11 protein-coding genes are annotated in these 20228 nt (G+C 60.3%); all 11 read left to right on the forward strand.

Annotated features, from left to right (window positions below; genetic code table 11):
• The first annotated feature begins 2 nt into the window (after positions 1-2).
• A complete protein-coding gene (gene tssC / locus AOA60_RS20850; protein WP_099586039.1) occupies positions 3-1499 on the forward strand; it encodes a type VI secretion system contractile sheath large subunit in 1497 nt (498 codons plus the stop codon).
• A gap of 171 nt (positions 1500-1670) precedes the next feature.
• Positions 1671-2159, forward strand: coding sequence for a type VI secretion system tube protein Hcp (locus AOA60_RS20855; RefSeq protein ID WP_017735732.1), 489 nt, complete (start codon positions 1671-1673; stop codon positions 2157-2159).
• Positions 2160-2237: 78 nt separating this feature from the next.
• Entirely contained in the window at positions 2238-2753 is a 516-nt protein-coding gene (gene tssE / locus AOA60_RS20860) for a type VI secretion system baseplate subunit TssE (RefSeq protein ID WP_005792513.1), read from the forward strand.
• On the forward strand, positions 2750-4609 hold the full coding sequence (gene tssF, locus AOA60_RS20865) for a type VI secretion system baseplate subunit TssF (protein WP_099586040.1): 1860 nt from the start codon (positions 2750-2752) through the stop codon (positions 4607-4609). The genes tssE and tssF overlap by 4 nt, the downstream gene beginning before the upstream one ends.
• On the forward strand, positions 4573-5616 hold the full coding sequence (gene tssG / locus AOA60_RS20870) for a type VI secretion system baseplate subunit TssG (RefSeq protein WP_099586041.1): 1044 nt from the start codon (positions 4573-4575) through the stop codon (positions 5614-5616). The genes tssF and tssG overlap by 37 nt, the downstream gene beginning before the upstream one ends.
• Positions 5609-8263, forward strand: coding sequence for a type VI secretion system ATPase TssH (gene tssH, locus AOA60_RS20875; RefSeq protein WP_099586042.1), 2655 nt, complete (start codon positions 5609-5611; stop codon positions 8261-8263). The genes tssG and tssH overlap by 8 nt, the downstream gene beginning before the upstream one ends.
• An 86-nt stretch (positions 8264-8349) precedes the next feature.
• Positions 8350-10290, forward strand: a complete 1941-nt coding sequence (locus AOA60_RS20880) for a type VI secretion system Vgr family protein (RefSeq protein WP_099586043.1) — start codon at positions 8350-8352, stop codon at positions 10288-10290.
• Between the two features lie 15 nt (positions 10291-10305).
• The gene (locus tag AOA60_RS20885; protein WP_099586044.1) at positions 10306-10740 is read left to right on the forward strand and encodes a DcrB-related protein; all 435 of its coding nucleotides are present in this window, start codon (positions 10306-10308) and stop codon (positions 10738-10740) included.
• Between the two features lie 12 nt (positions 10741-10752).
• The gene (locus AOA60_RS20890; protein ID WP_099586045.1) at positions 10753-15114 is read left to right on the forward strand and encodes an RHS repeat-associated core domain-containing protein; all 4362 of its coding nucleotides are present in this window, start codon (positions 10753-10755) and stop codon (positions 15112-15114) included.
• A complete protein-coding gene (locus tag AOA60_RS20895; protein WP_099586046.1) occupies positions 15108-15566 on the forward strand; it encodes a hypothetical protein in 459 nt (152 codons plus the stop codon). Before AOA60_RS20890 ends, AOA60_RS20895 begins: the two co-directional genes overlap by 7 nt.
• A 201-nt stretch (positions 15567-15767) precedes the next feature.
• Entirely contained in the window at positions 15768-20222 is a 4455-nt protein-coding gene (locus AOA60_RS20900; protein WP_256592857.1) for an RHS repeat-associated core domain-containing protein, read from the forward strand.
• Positions 20223-20228: the final 6 nt, after the last annotated feature.

Genomic DNA, 20228 nt, shown 5'->3' on the forward strand with positions numbered 1-20228 from the left:
TCATGACTGACAATACCGCCCGCGAAGGCGCGCTCAACCTCGGCGCCACCGAAGAAACCAGCGAGTTCGCCTCGCTGTTGATGCAAGAATTCAAGCCCAAGACCGAGCGTGCCCGCGAAGCCGTGGAAACCGCCGTGCGCACCTTGGCTGAACAGGCACTGGCCCAGACTGACCTGGTGTCCAACGACGCGATCAAGTCGATCGAATCAATCATCGCCGCCATCGACGCCAAGCTCACCGCCCAGGTCAACCAGATCATCCATCACCAGGATTTCCAGCAGCTGGAAAGTGCCTGGCGTGGCCTGCACTACCTGGTCAACAACACCGAGAGCGATGAGCAACTCAAGATCCGCGTGCTCAACATCTCCAAGCCGGACCTGCACAAGACCCTGAAGAAATTCAAGGGCACCGCGTGGGACCAGAGCCCGATCTTCAAGAAGATGTACGAAGAAGAATACGGCCAGTTCGGCGGCGAACCGTACGGTTGCCTGGTAGGCGACTACTACTTCGACCAGTCGCCTCCGGATGTCGAGCTGCTGGGCGAGCTGTCGAAAGTCTGCGCCGCCATGCACTCCCCGTTCATCGCTGCGGCCTCGCCGACCGTGATGGGCATGGGCTCGTGGCAGGAACTGTCGAACCCGCGCGACCTGACCAAGATCTTCACCACCCCGGAATACGCCGGCTGGCGCTCGCTGCGTGAGTCGGAAGACTCGCGCTACATCGGCCTGACCATGCCGCGCTTCCTGGCGCGCCTGCCGTATGGCGCCAAGACCGACCCGGTGGAAGCTTTCGCCTTCGAAGAAAACACCGACGGTGCCGACAGCTCCAAGTACACCTGGGCCAACGCCGCGTACGCGATGGCGGTGAACATCAACCGTTCGTTCAAGCACTACGGCTGGTGCTCGCGCATCCGTGGCGTGGAGTCCGGTGGTGAAGTGGAAAACCTGCCGGCCCACACGTTCCCTACCGATGACGGTGGCGTGGACATGAAGTGCCCGACCGAAATCGCCATCAGCGACCGCCGTGAAGCGGAGCTGGCGAAGAACGGTTTCATGCCACTGCTGCACAAGAAAAACACCGACTTCGCCGCGTTCATCGGCGCCCAGTCGTTGCAGAAACCGGCCGAATACGACGACCCGGACGCCACCGCCAACGCCAACCTGGCTGCGCGCCTGCCGTACCTGTTCGCCACCTGCCGTTTCGCGCACTACTTGAAGTGCATCGTGCGCGACAAGATCGGTTCCTTCAAAGAGAAGGACGAGATGCAGCGCTGGTTGCAGGACTGGATCCTCAACTACGTCGACGGCGACCCGGCGCACTCCACCGAAACCACCAAGGCCCAGCACCCATTGGCTGCCGCCGAAGTGATCGTGGAAGACGTCGAAGGCAACCCGGGTTACTACAACTCCAAGTTCTACCTGCGCCCGCACTATCAGCTTGAAGGGCTGACCGTGTCGCTGCGCCTGGTATCGAAGCTGCCTTCGGCCAAGAGCGCCTAACCCACGGATGAGCTGGCTCTTGTGTGGGAGGGGGCTTGCCCCCGATAGCATCACTGGGGTGTGACTGACACACCGAGGTGCCTGCATCGGGGGCAAGCGCCCTCCCACACAAAAGCACTGCCCATTTGGAGTAACTCAAATTCAGTGGCAAGCGCCACACAGGGAGAAAACATGGCTGTTGATATTTTCATCAAGATCGGCGACATCAAGGGCGAGTCCATGGACAAGGCCCACAAGGACGAAATCGACGTACTGAACTGGAGCTGGGGCATGGCCCAGTCCGGCAACATGCACGTGGGCGGCGGTGGCGGCGCGGGCAAGGTGAATATCCAGGACCTGTCGCTGACCAAGTACGTCGACAAAGCGTCGCCGAACCTGATGATGCACTGCGCCAGCGGCAAGCACATCGACAAGGTCAAGCTGACCGTGCGCAAGGCCGGTGGTGAAAGCCAGGTCGAGTACATGGTGATCAACCTGGAAGAAGTGCTGGTCACTTCCCTGAGCACCGGTGGTTCGGGTTCCGATGACCGCCTGACCGAGAACGTCACCCTGAACTTCGCCCAAGTGATGGTCGACTACCAGCCGCAGAAAGCCGACGGCACCAAAGACGGCGGCGCGATCAAGTTTGGCTGGAACATCCGTTCCAACACCAAGCGCTGATAGCCCTTGTGGCCATGGCTTCGCGCCATGGCCCAAGACATTTTGTTTCTCTCGCAACCCGTCCGTGGAGCTGCTTTGGTGGTAACTGAAATCGCTTCCCGCGACCGTTTGCAGCCGTCCTTGCTGGACCGGCTGACCGACGACGATCCAACCAACCCGAAGGAAAGCGCCGACAAACGCGTGCTGTCCCTGACCCAATTGAAAGCTTCGGTCTTGCGCGACCTGGCGTGGCTGCTCAACACCACGTCGTTGCTCGATGCCGATGCCACGCTGCACACCCCGGCCGGCACTTCGGTGGTCAATTACGGGCTGCCGGCGCTCGCCGGCAACAGCGTTTCCAGTGTCGATATCAAGGCCCTGGAAGCCCTGATCTACCAGGCCATCGCCACCTTTGAGCCACGCATTCTGCGCCACACCCTGCGGGTCAAAGCCCGTGTCGGCCATGGCGAAATGAACCACAACGCCCTGAGTTTCGAGATCGAAGGCGACCTGTGGGCGCAGCCGGTGCCGTTGCGCCTGTTGCTGCAAACCGACCTCGACCTGGAATCCGGCCACGTGCGCGTGGTCAATGCCGACCAGCGGAGACGCCCATGAACCCGCGCCTGCTGGAGCTGTACAACCAGGAACTGCACCACGTGCGCGAAAGCGCCGCCGAGTTCGCCAAGGAATACCCGAAGATCGCCAGTCGGCTGACGTTGTCCGGTATGGACTGCGCCGACCCGTACGTGGAACGTCTGCTCGAAGGCTTTGCCTACCTCACGGCCCGCGTACAGCTCAAGCTCGACGCCGAGTACCCGACCTTCACCCACAACCTGCTGGAAATCGCCTACCCGCATTACCTGGCGCCAACCCCGTCGATGACCGTGGTGCAGTTGCAGACCGATCCCGACGAAGGCTCACTGGCCAGTGGTTTCCCCCTGCCCCGCGACACCGTGTTGCGCGCAGCCCTGGGCCGCGAAACCCAGACCTGCTGCGAGTACCGCACCGCCCACCCGGTGACGTTGTGGCCGTTGCAGGTCAGCAACGCCGAATACTTCGGCAACCCCGCCGCCGTGCTCGGCCGCCTGGCCGCCAGCGAACCCAAGGCCAAGGCCGGTTTGCGCCTGACCCTGCGCACCGGCGCCGAATTGCCGTTCAACAGTCTCGACCTGGACAACCTGCCGCTCTACCTCAGCGGCGCCGACGAGCAACCGTTCCGCCTCTACGAGCAACTGCTGGGCAACGCCTGTGCGGTGTTCGCGCGCAAGCCCGGCGGCGATTGGGTTGAGCGCTTGCCCCAGGACGCACTGCGCTCCCGGGGTTTTGACGATGCCGACGCGGCCATGCCAGTGGTAGCGCGGGCGTTCCAGGGCTATCGGTTGTTGCAGGAGTACTTCGCCCTGCCCCATCGCTTCCTGTTCGTCGAATTCGCCGAGCTGAGCCGTGCGGTCAAACGCTGCGATGGCCAGGAACTGGAGCTGATCGTGCTGTTCGACCGCCACGAACCGAGCCTGGAAGGCAGCGTCGGCGCGGCGCAGTTCCTGCCGTTCTGCACGCCGGCGATCAACCTGTTCCCCAAGCGCGTGGACCGTATCCACTTGTCCGACCGCGTCAACGAACACCATGTGATCGCCGACCGCACGCGGCCGATGGATTTCGAGATTCACTCGCTCAGCGGCATCACCGGCCACGGCACCGGGCCGGAGCAGCCGTTTTTGCCGTTCTACGCGGTGCGTGACCCGTCCCGTTACGGCCGTGACCAGGCCTACTACACGGTGCGTCGCGAGCCCCGCGTGCTGTCCAGCGACCAACGTCGCAACGGCCCGCGCTCCACCTACGTGGGCAGCGAAACCTTCGTCAGCCTGGTGGACAGCCGCCAGGCACCCTACGGCCACGACTTGCGCCAGTTGGGCGTGACGGCGCTGTGCACCAACCGCGATTTGCCGCTGTTCATGAGCGTGGGCAATGGCAAGACCGACTTCACCCTGGCCGACAGCGCCCCGGTGCTGGCCGTGCGCTGCGTGGCGGGCCCGAGTCGCCCGCGTGCCAGCCATGCCCATGACGCCAAGGCCTGGCGCCTGATCAGCCAGTTGTCACTCAACTACCTGTCTTTGAGCGAGCAAGGCCAGGGCGCCGGCGCCTTGCGCGAACTGCTGCGCCTGTACGGCGACAGCAACGATGCGGCGCTGCAATTGCAGATCGAAGGCCTGCGCGACGTCAGCAGCAAAGCCGTGACCCGCCGCCTGCCGATGCCCGGCCCGATTGTGTTTGGCCGTGGCCTTGAGATCACATTGGAATTCGATGAAAACGCGTTTCGCGGCACCGGCGTGTTCCTGCTCGGTGCGGTGCTGGAACGCTTCCTGGCACGCTACGTGTCGATCAACAGCTTTACCGAGACGGTGATCCGTACCACCGAACGCGGCGAGATCATGCGATGGAAAGCCAAGCCCGGGCGGCGTCCGACCCTGTGAGTACCCTGGATGCGATGCATCAGGAGCCCTGGGAATACGATTTCTTCCAGGCATTGCGGCGTATCGAGTGCGAATCGCCCGAGCTGCCGCGCCTGGGCCATTCCCTGCGCCTGGCCGATGACCCGCTGCGTCTTGGGCAACAGGCCGATTGCACCTTCGCCCCGGCCACGCTGGCCTCGGTCGATCCCGGTGGCGACGGCAAGCCGGCGCGGCTGGAGCAGTTCTTTTTCGGCCTCGGCGGCCCCAACGGCCCGCTGCCGCTGCACATCACCGAGTATGTGCGTGAGCGCCAGCGCAACAACGCCGACAGCACCAGCAAGCAGTTCCTGGACGTGTTCCATCACCGTCTGCTCAGCCTGTTTTACCGCGCCTGGGCCGAGGCCCGGCCGACGGTCAGCCATGACCGCCCGGACGATGACTACTGGTCTGCACGCCTCGCCGCCCTGAGTGGCCGGGGCATGCCAAGCCTGCTCAACCAAGGGCTGATTCCCGACACCGCGAAGCTGCATTACAGCGGCCATTTATCCGCACAGACCCGTTATCCGGACGGCTTGAAGGCGATCCTCAGCGAGTATTTCGGCCTGCCCGTGGCGATTGAAGAATACGTCGGCCAATGGCTGGAACTGCCCGAGCGCAGCCGCGTGAGTGTCAGCGCCAACCGGTTGGGCGTGGACTTCTGCCTGGGCAGCCATGTGTGGGACCGCCAGCATAAATTTCGTATTCGCCTCGGCCCGCTCACGCTGGATGACTACATGGGCATGCTGCCCGGCCAACAGCCGTTCAACGAGCTGGTGGCGTGGGTCGCCGAGTACCTGGGCCATGAATTGGACTGGGATCTGAACCTGGTTTTGCAACAACCCGAAGTACCGGCGCTGCAACTCAACGGTCAGTTCCGCCTGGGCTTCAACACCTGGCTCGGCCGCCCTGCGGTTGACGCCAACGACCTAATCCTGGCCCGGCATTACGCCGATCACGCCACCACCTCAAGGAATCCAGAGCATGGGTGAAATCAGTCGCGCCGCGTTGTTCGGCAAACTCAACAGCGTGGCCTACAAGGCCATCGAAGCCGCCACGGTGTTCTGCAAATTGCGCGGTAACCCGTATGTGGAACTGGCCCACTGGTTTCACCAGTTGCTGCAACTGCAGGACTCGGACCTGCACCGCATCATCCGCCAGTTCAACGTGGAGCCGGCGCGCCTGGCCCGTGACCTGACCGAAGCCCTGGACCGCCTGCCGCGTGGCTCGACGTCGATCACCGACCTGTCCTCCCATGTGGAAGAAGCCGTGGAACGCGGCTGGGTCTACGGCAGCCTGATGTTCGGCGAAAGCCAGGTGCGCACCGGTTACCTGGTGCTGGGCATCCTCAAGACGCCAAGCTTGCGCCATGGGTTGCTGGGCTTGTCGTCGGAGTTCGACAAGATCAAGGCCGAGGCCCTGAGCGAACGCTTTGACGAGTACGTCGGCGACTCCCCGGAAAATGCCCTGAGCGCCAGCGACGGCTTCAACGCCGGGGTGCCAGGCGAAGCCAGTGGCGCGATGGCGCCGAGCGCGATGGGCAAGCAGGAAGCGCTCAAGCGTTTCACCGTGGACCTCACCGAACAGGCGCGCAGCGGCAAGCTAGACCCGATTGTTGGCCGCGATGAAGAAATTCGCCAGTTGGTCGACATCCTCATGCGCCGACGCCAGAACAACCCAATCCTTACCGGTGAAGCCGGGGTAGGCAAGACCGCCGTAGTCGAAGGTTTTGCCCTGCGCATCGTCGCCGGTGATGTGCCGCCGGCACTGAAAGACGTGGAACTGCGCAGCCTCGACGTGGGCCTGCTGCAAGCCGGCGCCAGCATGAAAGGCGAGTTCGAACAGCGCCTGCGCCAGGTCATCGAAGACGTTCAGGCGTCACCCAAGCCGATCATCCTGTTCATCGACGAAGCCCATACGCTGGTGGGTGCCGGTGGCGCCGCCGGAACGGGCGATGCGGCCAACCTGCTCAAGCCCGCCCTCGCCCGTGGCACCTTGCGTACCGTGGCCGCCACTACCTGGGCCGAGTACAAGAAGCACATCGAGAAAGACCCGGCCCTGACCCGCCGTTTCCAGGTGGTGCAAGTCGCCGAGCCGTCGGAAGACAAAGCCCTGCTGATGATGCGCGGCGTGGCCTCGACCATGGAAAAACACCACCAGGTGCAGATCCTCGACGAAGCGCTGGAAGCGTCGGTGAAGCTGTCGCACCGCTACATCCCGGCGCGCCAGTTGCCGGACAAATCCGTGAGCCTGCTGGACACCGCCTGCGCCCGCGTCGCCATCAGCCTGCACGCCGTACCGGCCGAAGTAGACGACAGCCGCCGCCGCATCGAAGCCCTGGAAACCGAGCTGCAAATCATCGCCCGCGAGCATGCCATCGGCATCGACATTGGTGCACGCCAGAGCAACAGCGAAGCCTTGCTGACGAGCGAACGTGAACGCTTGGCGACACTGGAAAGCCGTTGGGCCGAAGAGAAAACCCTGGTGGACGAGTTGCTCGCCACCCGCGCAACCCTGCGTGAAAAAGCCGGGGTGGTGGACAGCGGCAACGATGAATTGCGTGCGCAATTAATCGACTTGCAACAGCGCCTCACCGCGCTGCAAGGCGAAACCCCGCTGATCCTGCCGACCGTGGATTACCAGGCCGTGGCCTCGGTGGTCGCTGACTGGACCGGTATTCCGGTGGGCCGCATGGCGCGCAACGAACTGGAAACCGTGCTCAACCTCGACCAGCACCTGAAGAAACGCATCATCGGCCAGGACCATGCCTTGCAGATGATCGCCAAGCGCATCCAGACCTCCCGCGCCGGCCTCGACAACCCGAGCAAGCCGATTGGCGTGTTCATGCTCGCCGGCACCTCCGGCGTGGGCAAGACCGAAACCGCCCTGGCCCTGGCCGAAGCCATGTACGGCGGTGAGCAGAACGTGATCACCATCAACATGAGCGAATTCCAGGAAGCCCACACGGTATCGACCCTCAAGGGCGCGCCACCGGGCTATATCGGCTACGGCGAAGGCGGCGTGCTGACCGAAGCGGTGCGGCGCAAGCCCTACAGCGTGGTGCTGCTGGACGAGGTGGAAAAAGCCCACCCGGACGTGCATGAGATCTTCTTCCAGGTGTTCGACAAGGGCGTGATGGAGGACGGCGAAGGCCGGGTGATCGACTTCAAGAACACCCTGATCCTGCTGACCACCAACGCCGGCACGGAGCTGATTTCCCAGGTCTGCAAAGACCCGGCGAACATCCCCGAGCCCGAAGAAATCGCCAAGGCCCTGCGCCAGCCGCTGCTGGAGATTTTCCCGCCGGCGCTGCTGGGTCGCCTGGTGACGATTCCGTACTACCCGCTGAGTGACACGATGCTCAAGGCGATTACCCGCCTGCAATTGGGGCGCATCAAGAAGCGTGTGGAGAGCACCCACAAAGTCGCCTTCGACTACGACGACGCGGTGGTCGACCTGATCGTCTCGCGCTGCACCGAAACCGAAAGCGGCGGGCGCATGATCGACACCATCCTCACCAACAGCCTGTTGCCGGACATGAGCCGTGAATTCCTCACGCGCATGCTCGAAGGCAAGGCGTTGGCGGGGGTGCGGATCAGCAGCCGGGATAACGAGCTGCACTACCAGTTCAACGATTGACCTGACGGAACGCGGAAAAAAATGTGGGAGGGGGCTTGCCCCCTCCCACATTTGGATTGGGTTCCTTCAGCTATTAGGGTACTTCGATGCTTTTTAACCAAGCCTCACGCCTGGCCAAGATCACCAGCCCCCTCGGGCCGGATGTGCTGTTGCTCAATGAAATGGGCGGCGGTGAAGAACTGGGGCGGCTGTTCAACTATGAGCTGCAACTGACGTCCCTGGACGCCAACATCGATCTCAACCAGTTGCTGGGCAAGTCGATGAGCGTCAGTGTGCAACTGGCGGACGGCGGCGAGCGGCACTTCAACGGCATCGTTGCGCGCTGCAGCCAGAACATCGACCGGGGCCAGTTCGCCAGTTACCAAGTGACGCTGCGCCCGTGGTTCTGGCTGCTGAGCCGCACCTCGGACTGCCGGATTTTCCAGAACCAGAGCATCCCGCAGATCATCAAGCAGGTGTTCCGCGACCTGGGCTTTTCCGACTTCGAAGACGCCCTGAGCCGGCCGTACCGCGAGTGGGAATACTGCGTGCAGTACCGCGAGACCAGCTTCGATTTCGTCAGCCGCCTGATGGAACAGGAAGGCATCTACTACTTCTTCCGCCATGAACAGGACCGCCACGTGCTGGTGCTGGCCGACGCCTATGGCGCCCACACCACCGTGCCGGGCTATGCGTCGATCCCGTATTACCCCAAGGATGAGCAGCAGCGCGAACGCGACCACATGCACAATTGGCACCTGGCGCAGGAAGTGCAGCCAGGCTCCCTGGAACTCAACGACTACGACTTCCAGCGCCCCAGCGCCAGCATCGACGTGCGCTCGGCCATGCCGCGCCCGCACACTGCCGGCGATTACCCGCTGTACGACTACCCCGGCACCTATGTGCAAAGCGCCGACGGCGAACACTACGCGCGCACCCGCATCGAAGCCCTGCAAACCCTGCATGAGCAGATCGAGTTCAACGGCAATGCCCGCGGCCTCGGTTCGGGCCACCTGTTCAGCCTCACCGGCTTCAGTCGCCAGGACCAGAACCGCGAATACCTGATCGTCGGCTGTCGCTATCTCATCGTCCAGGAAAGCCTGGAAAGCGGCGGCGGCTCAGGCTCGGCGCAGTTCGAAAGCAGCCTGACCTGCATCGACGCCCAACAAAGCTTCCGCCCCCTGGCGAGCACCTATCGCCCCATCGTCAAAGGCCCGCAGACCGCGTTGGTGGTGGGCCCCAAAGGCGAGGAAATCTGGACCGACCAGTACGGCCGCGTGAAGGTGCACTTCTACTGGGACCGTCACGACCAATCCAACGAAAACAGCTCGTGCTGGATTCGCGTGTCGCAATCCTGGGCCGGCAAGAACTGGGGCTCGATGCAGATCCCACGGATCGGCCAGGAAGTGATTGTCAGCTTCCTCGAAGGCGACCCCGACCGGCCGATCATCACCGGCCGCGTCTACAACGCTGAGCAGACGGTGCCCTACGACTTGCCGGAAAACGCCACCCAAAGCGGCATGAAAAGCCGCTCCAGCAAGGGCGGCACACCGGCCAACTTCAATGAAATCCGCATGGAGGACAAGAAGGGGTTGGAGCAGTTGTATATCCATGCCGAGCGTAATCAGGACATCGTGGTGGAGGTGGATGAGAGCCATTCGGTGGGGCATGACCGTAATAAAAGCATTGGGCACAACGAGACGGTGACCATCGGCAACAACCGCCTGCGCGTCGTCAAGCAGGAAGACATCCTCTCGGTGGGCCAGCGCAAGACCGACAGCATCAGCCAGAGCTACGTGATCGAAGTGGGTGAAAACCTGCGTCTGGTCTGCGGCGAAAGCATCCTGGAGCTCAACGCCAGCGGGCAGATCAACCTCACTGGCGTGCAGATCAGCTTCTACGCCAGCGGCGATGCCGAGTTCAACACCGGCGGCGTGCTGCACCTGAACAATGGCGGCGGCGCGGGAGCGACACCCGATGGCCAGGGCGTGAAAGCCAGCATCGACGCCAATATCAAAGCCGCTTTTCCAGCGCCTAAAGGCTCCTGACGAGATCTGTTTGCCATGACGTACCGAATCAACGAATTCCAGCTTCAACTGCCGGCCGGCGAGCTTCAGGACGCGACGATCAACATCCTCAAGTTCCCCGAACTGGGCACCTCCTTGATCATCAGCCGCAGCTTGCTGGCCGATGGCGAAACCCTGCACAGCAACTTCAACGACCAGCTCCAGCGCCTGGAAAAACAGGTGCAGGACTTGCGTTACCAACCGGGCGTCGACGTGCGCCTGGGTGCCGCGCAGGAAGTCGAAGGCATCGAACTGCGCAGCCAATTCAACAAGGGCAATGACAAGGTGTTCCAGTATCAGCTGGCGTTGGTGATACCGGGCACGCGCAAAATGCTCGCGTTGAGTTACGTGAAGGCGGACAAGCTTGGAGATACCGAGGCGGCGCATTGGGCGCTGATAAAAAACTCGCTGTCGTTTGACGCTATTTCTTGATGAGCCAATTGCATGTCTGACGCGTTATGGGCTGCCCGGCTAGGCGATGCGCTGACCCACACTTCCATGATGGCCGATATCCTCGGCGGTGTATTGGAGGTGGCGGCCAACGTGGCGATTACGGCACTCGCAACCGCTGCGGTGGCGGCGGCAATAGGTGTGACGGTCGCAACCGCCGGTATTGGCGGCTGCATCCTCGGCGCGGTGGTGGGCATCGTCGTCGGCATGGCAATGAGCAAGACGGGGGCCGATAAGGGCCTCAGTAAGATGTGCGAGGATTTCAGCAACGCACTGTTTCCGCCCGTGGTGGAAGCGACGATTGCGGTGGGTTCAACCAATACTTTCGTCAACAGCATTCCGGCGGCCCGAGCGGCAGGTTCAATTCCTTCTCATGTTGCGCCTGCGGGCACTGAACTCGAACAAGCGCCACCTGAGCCCGACTCTATGCCACAAGCAGAACCAGGCTTTCTGGATATGGCCGAGGGCTTCTTCTCCCAACTCTGGCGACCAACCGTCGCAACGCCAGCTCCAGGCGTTGTGCCTGCGCTTACCGACATGGTGCTGTGCGCCCGTCCCCCGCCGATGCCGCCCCAGCTTCTCGCCGAAGGTTCGGACAAGGTCACCATCAACGGCCAACCCGCCGTGCGCAGCGGCGACCGCAGCATGTGCGACGCGACGGTGGTGTCGTCGGGTTTGATCTCGCCGAACGTCACGATTGGTGGCGGAACGGTGGTGGTGCAAGAGATTCGTAGCGGCAAGACGCCAGGCGTTGGGCTGGCGATTGAAGCGCTGATGATGCTCAAAGGAGCGAAAGGCAAGGCGCTAAGCGACTTGCCCTGCATGTTGCTCAGCGGCGTCTCATCCTATGCGGTCAGCCAGGCCATGGGCGCTGCCGCCAATGCGACGATGGGTTCACCCAACCCGGTGCATGCGGCGACAGGGGCGAAAGTGTTGGGAGGCGATACCGAACTGGACTTCGTATTGCCAGGTATCTTGCCGATCGATTGGCAGCGCTTCTACAACAGTCGGGATGAGCGCCGCGACGGCATGTTTGGCGCGGGCTGGAGCGTTTCGTATGAGGTAAGCGTAGAAATCCTGGCGCATCCGGATGGCGGCGAAGAACTTATCTACACCGACGAACAGGGTCGGCGTATCAACCTGGGTTCGGTGGCGCTGGGCAGCGCGATGTTCAGTCCAGGCGAGGGTTTGAGTGTTCGGCGTCATCGTAACGGTCAATTGTTGATCGAGCGAGATGACGGTCTCTATCGCTTGTTTGATCCAACCCCGACAGCCCGATCAGTGCTACGCCTGAGCCAGTTGGGCGACCGAAATGACAACCGTATTTTCCTCGAGTATGACCCACAAGGGCGCCTGGTCGGCCTGCGAGATACCTTCACACTGGTGCAGATTGAGCTGGTCCGCGAGCTTGATCGGGTAATCCGGGTCGAGCGTATTCACTCCGATCAACGCCGGGAAACGCTCGCCAGTTATAGCTATGACCTGAACGGCAGCTTAGCCACCGTTACTGATGCGACCGGTCATGTCCAACGGCGCTTCGCCTACGACGCTGGCCTGCGGATGACCGAGCATCAACTGCCCACTGGGTTGCGGTGTTTTTACGATTGGGGCTTGGTTGAAGGGCGCGAATGGCGTGTCGTTCGGCACTGGACCGATGAGGGCGATGAGTACCGATTCGATTACGACTTGAGCGCAGGGGTGACACGTATCACCGACAATTTGCAGCGCGTGAGCATGCGTCTGTGGAATCTGCAGCACCAGATCATTTCGTCCACGGACAACCTTGGCCAAACGTGGCGGTTCGAGTGGAATGACGAACGTCAGATGCTGAGTGCGACCGATCCTCAAGGCGGGCGGTACTCGTTCAACTATGACGAAACCGGAAACCTGATCAGTGAGCAAGACCCCCTGGGGCGTATTGACTCAACCCTGTGGCTGGCGCATTGGGCTTTGCCGCTGATACAGACGGATCCCGCTGGAAACAGCTGGCACTACCGATATGACGCACGCGGAAACTGTATTTGTGCAACCGACCCACTGGGGCATAGCACCCACTACCGTTACGACGTACACGGCCAGGTCGTGGAGATCGTCGACGCGATGGGCAAGAGCAAAAAGCTGCGTTGGAGCTCTCTGGGACAGCTGATCGAGCATATTGACTGCTCCGGCTACCCGACGCGCTTGAGCTATGACAGTCGGGGCTATCTGGCAGTCATCGCCGATGCCTCGGGTGAGCGAACTCAATTCGGCCATGACCCGCGTGGTCGGTTGCTCATGACTCAGTTTCCGGACGGACGAACAGAGCACCTTCAACGTGACGCCAGCGGGCAACTGGTAAATTACATTGATACTGCGGGACATACCACGCTCTATCAACATAATCGCCGAGGCCAAGTACGCCTGCGCATCGATGCACATGGCCGGCAGGTTCAGTTTGGGTATGACGCCTACGGACGATTGCAAACGCTGGCCAACGAGAATGGCGAGAGCTACCGGTTCGCCTGGGACGATGGGGACCGATTGGCAGAGCAGTACAACCTCGATGGCAGTAGCAAACGATATGAATATGACTCGCTGAACAACATAGTGACAGTCAGCCTCGTACCCGCACCTTACGGGAACAGGCTCGACCTTATGCCATCAACCCCCACGGCCCCCCTCGTTTATCAGCTTTCACGGGATGCAGTGGGACGGCTCACCCAAAAAGAGACCGTGGATGGCATCACTGACTATACCTACGCACCTACAGACCAATTGGTGGCGGCTACATTCACCGACAGGCACGGGCGACGCCAGGAGTTGACGTTTGCCTATAATGGCCTTGGGCAACTGCTGAAAGAAGCTAGCCACTCAGGCACGCTTGAACATCACTATGACGAACTGGGTAATCTGATCCAGACCCAATTGCCCGATGGTCGCTGGCTCAGTCGTTTGCGCTACGGCAGTGGCCACCTGCATCAGATCAATCTGGACGGCCAGGTGATAACTGATTTCGAACGTGACCGTCTGCACCGTGAAGTGTTACGCACCCAAGGCCAGATCAGTACGTGCAGCGAATACGACCGCAACGGTCGCTTGCGCTCGCGCTCACGGCAACAGACAGGCCCACTCTACAGGCGACCCGGCGCGATACAGAAACATTTCGAATACGACCCGGCAGATAACCTTGTCGGCAAGTTGGATCAACATCTCTCCGGCCAACACCGTCAGTTGTTCCATTACGATTCCACCGGACGCATTATTGCCAGTCAGGACAGTACGGATGGCCAGCAGGAGACTTTCGCGTACGACGCTGCGGCAAACTTGCTGGATGGACCAGATGCCGGCACCGGGTTCGTCGTTCATAACCAAGTGATCACCTATCAGGATAAACGTTACCGCTACGACGGCTGGGGTCGGATGATCGAAAAGCGCAGCGGTCGCCATGGCGTACAACGCTTTCGCTACGACGCGGAAAATCGATTGATAGAAGTGCTTAACGAACGCGGCCATACCGTCACGATGACCTACGACCCACTCGGCCGGCGCATAGAGAAAGCCGAGCGGGACCATAAAGGACACTTATTGGGCAACACGTGCTTCATATGGGACGCGGCGCAACTGCTGCAAGAGCACCGTCATCAGCAAACCAGTCTCTATATCTATGGTGATAGTGGCTATGAAGCGCTGGCGCGGGTGGATGGAACAGGCCCGCTGCAAAAGGTCCGGTACTACCACAGCGACCTTAATGGCATGCCGGAGCTGTTGACTGAGGCGGATGGCTCCAGCGTTTGGCAGGCCCATTACCGAGTGTGGGGAAATACCTTGAAAGAGGTACGTGAACCTTACTACATAGAAGAGCAAAACCTGAGATTCCAGGGGCAGTATCTGGACCGGGAGACCGGACTGCACTACAACACCTTTCGTTTTTACGACCCGGATATCGGAAGGTTCGCCACCCCTGACCCGATTGGCCTGAGCGGGGGGTTGAATCTATATACCTATGCGCCGAACCCCTTTGGCTGGATCGACCCATGGGGCTGGTCCTGCTGGAGCACTTCGCGGAAAAAATTCTGGAAGGAGGAGGCGACCAATAACGCATCGCGCTACTCAAAAAATAACCTGGCGCGTATGAAAGACGGCTTGGCTCCGCAAATGAAAGTGGAAGTCGTCAACCGCAAGACGGGCGCGGTTGAGGAGAGAGTGGTTTCGATGGAGCTGCACCACCGTGATATACCTCAGCGTACAGGCGGTACGGGCGTCCATGATTCAAAAAACCTCGATGCACTGACCCCGTGGGACCATGAGGCCGCGGATCCTTATAGACATACCGGATATGATCTTTCCAAAATAATCACGGGTATCGACAAATGGTAAATATTGACGACGTTAAGGCGTTCATAGAGAGCGATCACTATCAGGCCATGTTGCTGGCGGTTCAGGAGCAGTTGAATCTCGACATTAACGAGAGTCAGCCCTCGGACATACTTTTCCAACACGACGCCAATAAAATCAATATCGCCAAAGTAGATATCGACGCGCTTGAACAGCTTTTAGAGCACCGTAAAGTCGGGCTTGTACCGTTCGTAAGAGCAAAGCTATCGACACTTATGTCGACCGCTCACGAGCAAGAGGGAAATCAGGACGAGGATAAAATAGTCAAAACCCTCCCTTTCTATAAAAATTTCCTGATCATCTATTTGCTTGAGCTGTTCTTCCTTGAGAACGCACCTGAACAACTGGATGCTTATCTGAAAGGCATACGCATACCCAACAGTAAGAAATACAAAGAGCAACTAGTGAAAATCCATGCAGCACTGGACCATTGAAACCCATATTAAGGTGGGCGTCCCAACTCAGTCGGCGTGCCATTTTCACTACCACGCTGCTGCCTGGCAAGCGAGGGCTTGAAAGACAAGCTGTGGTGAATGGCGCGTCAGAACTGCTTTGATGAGCATGTCGTAACCAGACCAAGAGACCAACTGGCATTGGAAAATCTCAAGTGAATGCCGTGACGCTGGACAAAACGCGTGCCTGACGCACTCTGGGCTGCCCGCATGGGCGATGCGCTGACCCACACTTCCATGATGGCCGATATCCTCGGCGGTGTGCTGGAGGTGGCGGCTAATATCGCGATCACCGCCGTGGCGACCGCTGCCGTGGTCGCGGCCACCGGCATTACCGTCGCCACCGGCGGGCTCGGCTGCTTCCTGTTGGGCGCAGTTGTGGGCACGATTGTCGGCCTGGCCATGAGCAAGACGGGCGCGGACAAAGGCCTGACGAATTTATGCGACAGCTTCAGCAACGCGCTGTTTCCGCCCACGGTGCAGGCCAACATTCTCACCGGTTCCACCGACACACTGACCAACAGCATCCCCGCAGCCCGTGCCGCCGGGGCGATCAGTTCCCACGTCGCGCCAGCCGGTACCGAGCTGGAAGAGCCCGCGCCTGAAGCCGAAGCCAGCTATCTGGACATGGCCGAGAGTTTCTTCTCGCAGATGTGGCGTCCGACCGTTGCGACACCGGCTCCCGGCGCCGTGCCCAAGCCGCTGGACGTGGTCGTGTGCATGAAGCCCCCGCCGATGCCACCGCAGTTTCTGGCCGAGGGTTCGGACAAGGTCACGATCAACGGCCAGCCGGCGGTGCGCAGCGGTGATCGCAGCACCTGCGATGCAACGGTGGTGTCGTCGGGGCTGATCTCCTCCAACGTGACCATTGGCGGCGGCTCGGTGGTGGTGCGTGAGGTTCGCAGCGGCAAGACACCGGGCGTCGGGCTGGCGGTGACGGCGTTGCTGATGCTCAAGGGCGGCAAGGGCAAGTTCTTCAGCAAGCTGCCGTGCATGTTGATCGGCGGCGCGACTTCGATGGCTGTCAGCAGTGCGATGGGCGCAATGGCCAACGCGGCGATGGGCTCATCGAATCCGGTGCATGCGGCGACGGGCGCGAAGGTACTGGGCGATGTCGAGGAACTGGATTTTGTGCTGCCCGGCATCCTGCCGATTGACTGGCAACGCTTCTACAACAGCCGCGACGAACGCTCGGGCAGCCTGTTTGGTGCTGGCTGGAGCGTGCCCTATGAAGTGTGCGTAGAGATCCGTGCGCATCCCGAAGGCGGCGAGACGTTGGTGTACACCGACGAGCAGGGACGCCCGATTGACATGGGTTCGATCCCGTTGGGCGGCGCAGTATTCAGCGCCGGTGAAGGGCTCGCCGTGCGGCGACACCTCAATGGGCAGTTGCTGATCGAAAGTGATGATGGTCTGTACCGCTTGTTCGAACCCACTGCCAGCCCGTCGCAGTTGCGCCTGAGCCAGCTCGGCGACCGCAATGACAACCGAATCCATATCGACTACGACGAAACCGGACGCCTGGTGCGGCTGCGCGACACGTTCGACCTTGTGCAGGTGGAGCTGATCCGCGATCAAGGTCTATTGGCGCGAATCGAGCGTGTGTACCCCGACCAGCGTCGTGAAGTGCTCGTCAGCTATGCCTACGACGCAGCCGCAAGCCTAGCCGAAGTACGCGACGCGACCGGCCAGATACAGCGTCGCTTTGTTTACGACAACGGTCGCCGGATGGTGGAGCACCAACTGCCCACCGGATTGCGCTGCTTTTATGAGTGGGCGTTGGTTGAAGACATGGAATGGCGTGTGGTTCGACATTGGACCGACGACGGCGACGCCTATCAGTTCGACTACGACTTGCAAGCCGGTCTCACGCGCATCAGCGACGGCTTACAGCGCGTCAGTTCCCGGTATTGGAACGCACAGCACCAAATCATTGAGTACAACGACAATCTCGGTCAGACCTGGCTTTTTGAGTGGAACGACGAGCGCCAACTGCTCAGTGCCACTAACCCGCAGGGTGGCCGCTATGCGTACAGCTACGATGACCCCGGCAACCTGATCGGCGAGAGCGATCCATTAGGGCGCAATAATTCAATAGTGTGGTTGGAGCATTGGGCGTTGCCGGTTTCGGTGACTGATAGCGAGGGCAACACCTGGCACTCACGCTACGACTCGCGGGGCAACTGTATTGTCGAGACCGACCCGCTGGGTCATATCACACGGTATCGCTACGACAGCAGCGGACAACCGGTAGAGATCATCGATGCAACGGGGAAAAGTAAACGGCTGCGTTGGAACCCGTTCGGTCAACTCATTGAGCATATTGACTGCTCCGGCTACCCGACGCGGTTCAGCTACGACGAAAGAGGTTATTTGCAGGTCATCACTGATGCACTGGGTGAGCGTACGACATTCGTACACGACGTCCAGGGTCGAGTGCTGAGCACTCAACTTCCGGATGGGCGTATTGAGTATTTCCAACGCGACACCATCGGCCAACTAACGGCTCATACCGACTTCGCCGGGCACTCTACACACTACCTGCGAAATCGAAAGGGGCAAGTCCGCCAGCGCGTCGACGCGCACAATCGCGAGGTCAACTTTGCCTATGACAGCTATGGCCGGCTGCGCACGTTGACAAACGAGAACGGCGAACGATATCGCTTCGAATGGGACGCCAATGATCGTGTGACCGAACAGCAGGATTTGGATGGGAGTATCCGCCGCTATCACTACGACGTACTGAACAATATTTCGCGCATGGAAGCGGTTGCAGCACCGTACGGTAGCGGGATGGCAGTAGTCACGGCCGTGCTCGAACCGACTGTCGTGCATGACTTTGAGCGCGACGCGGCAGGGCGACTGGTGGGCAAGGTCACCGATGATGGCCGTACTGAGTACACCTACGACTTACTGGACCAACTCAAGGCTGTCACCTTTACCCATAAGACAGGCCAGCAACAAACCGTCTGCTTCAGCTATGACGCCCTGGGTCGAGCTGTAGAGGAGAAAACCGCAGCAGGTGCGTTACAGCATCACTACGACGAGCTGGGAAACCTCAACCAGACGCGCTTACCCGATGGGCGCTGGCTCAATCGCCTCTATTACGGCAGCGGGCACCTCCATCAGATAAACCTAGACGGACGTGTCATCAGCGATTTCGAGCGCGACCGTCTACACCGTGAAGTACTGCGTACTCAGGGGTATCTGAGTACACGCCAGCATTATGATCGCTGTGGCCGTCTGCGCTCCCGCGAACGCGGCCACATCACCCGGGCATCTGTACTGCCTGGCGCAGTACAAAAACAGTTCGAGTACGACACCGCCGATAACTTGGTGGGCAAGCTTGAGCAACAGACCGATGGCCAGCACCGTCAATTGCTGCATTACGATGCAACCGACCGAGTCATCGCCAGCCAGGACAATTTTGCAGCACGACACGAAACCTATTCCTACGACGCCGCTGCCAACCTGCTCGATGGCCCACAACCCGGGGCCGGGCTGGTGGTGCACAACAAGCTCCTGACTTTCCAGGACAAACGCTATCGCTACGACGGTTTCGGCCGGATGATCGAGAAGCGCAGTGCCAAGCGCGGCGTCCAGCGTTTCGCCTATGACGCCGAACATCGTCTGATCGAAGTACGAAATGAACAGGGCGGGCAGCAATCGGTCGTGCACATGACCTATGACCCGCTGGGCCGACGAACATCCAAGACAACCCACGACGCAAATGGCCAACTGCTGAGCGAGACTCGATTCACTTGGGACGGGTTACGGTTGGTGCAAGAGCACAAACATGCGCAGACAAGTCTTTATATCTATGGTGACGAAAGCCACGAACCCCTGGCTCGGGTTGATGGAACAGGCGCCCAGCAAAAAGTGCGCTATTACCATAATGACCTGAACGGGCTGCCCGAGCTGCTTTCGGAAAATGATGGCCAGACAGTTTGGCAAGCCAGCTATCAGGTATGGGGAAACACCGTTCGGGAAACGCGTGAACCCTACTACATCGAAGAACAGAACCTGAGATTCCAGGGGCAGTACCTGGACCGGGAAACCGGCCTACATCACAATATTTTTCGCTACTACGATCCGGACATCGGCCGCTTCACTACGCCTGACCCCATTGGCCTTGCCGGGGGACTGAATCTTTACCTGTATTCAACGAATCCACTGACGTGGATCGACCCCTACGGCCTGAACCCGAAGGATTTGGTACGGTACAAGCCCAAGAATTCCGTTACACCCAAGGCCGGCGGCCGTGGGACAGCCATTAATCGGGCCTGGGGAGAAGAGCGGGAACTCGTGAGCCGCGGTGGTGGTTCAAGAGACTGGGCGCCCCATGAGCGAGACTTGATCGAAAATACCAAGAGCAATGCCCGCTTGAACTCTTTGATGTCCAAAGCGGGTTACACCGGCCACCATATCAACAGTGTCGAAGGTAACGGTGCACTGGGCAAGGCCTGGAAAGGTGACCCACGGAACATTGTATTCTTGCAAAACGCGAACCATCCAAGTGGCATTGACGAACACTTGAACAGCCCCCAAGGGCACAGGAAGAATTACGGTAATGCAGGCAAAGGCCGATTGATCGACCGAGCCAGGACACCGGCTACAAAACCCGGCTGCGGTAAATAGGTTTCC

The sequence above is a fragment of the Pseudomonas sp. 2822-17 genome (assembly GCF_002742485.1).
GTDB classification, from domain to species: Bacteria; Pseudomonadota; Gammaproteobacteria; order Pseudomonadales; family Pseudomonadaceae; genus Aquipseudomonas; species Aquipseudomonas cyclaminis.

Excerpts from the sequence above, each read along its gene's own strand:
- AOA60_RS20890 (WP_099586045.1), top strand. The coding sequence starts at position 10,753 with ATGTCTGACGCGTTATGGGCTGCCCGGCTAGGCGATGCGCTGACCCAC.
- AOA60_RS20855 (WP_017735732.1), top strand. The coding sequence starts at position 1,671 with ATGGCTGTTGATATTTTCATCAAGATCGGCGACATCAAGGGCGAGTCC.
- AOA60_RS20880 (WP_099586043.1), top strand. The coding sequence starts at position 8,350 with ATGCTTTTTAACCAAGCCTCACGCCTGGCCAAGATCACCAGCCCCCTC.
- AOA60_RS20885 (WP_099586044.1), top strand. The coding sequence starts at position 10,306 with ATGACGTACCGAATCAACGAATTCCAGCTTCAACTGCCGGCCGGCGAG.
- AOA60_RS20895 (WP_099586046.1), top strand. The coding sequence starts at position 15,108 with ATGGTAAATATTGACGACGTTAAGGCGTTCATAGAGAGCGATCACTAT.
- tssF (WP_099586040.1), top strand. The coding sequence starts at position 2,750 with ATGAACCCGCGCCTGCTGGAGCTGTACAACCAGGAACTGCACCACGTG.
- tssG (WP_099586041.1), top strand. The coding sequence starts at position 4,573 with ATGGAAAGCCAAGCCCGGGCGGCGTCCGACCCTGTGAGTACCCTGGAT.
- tssH (WP_099586042.1), top strand. The coding sequence starts at position 5,609 with ATGGGTGAAATCAGTCGCGCCGCGTTGTTCGGCAAACTCAACAGCGTG.
- tssC (WP_099586039.1), top strand. The coding sequence starts at position 3 with ATGACTGACAATACCGCCCGCGAAGGCGCGCTCAACCTCGGCGCCACC.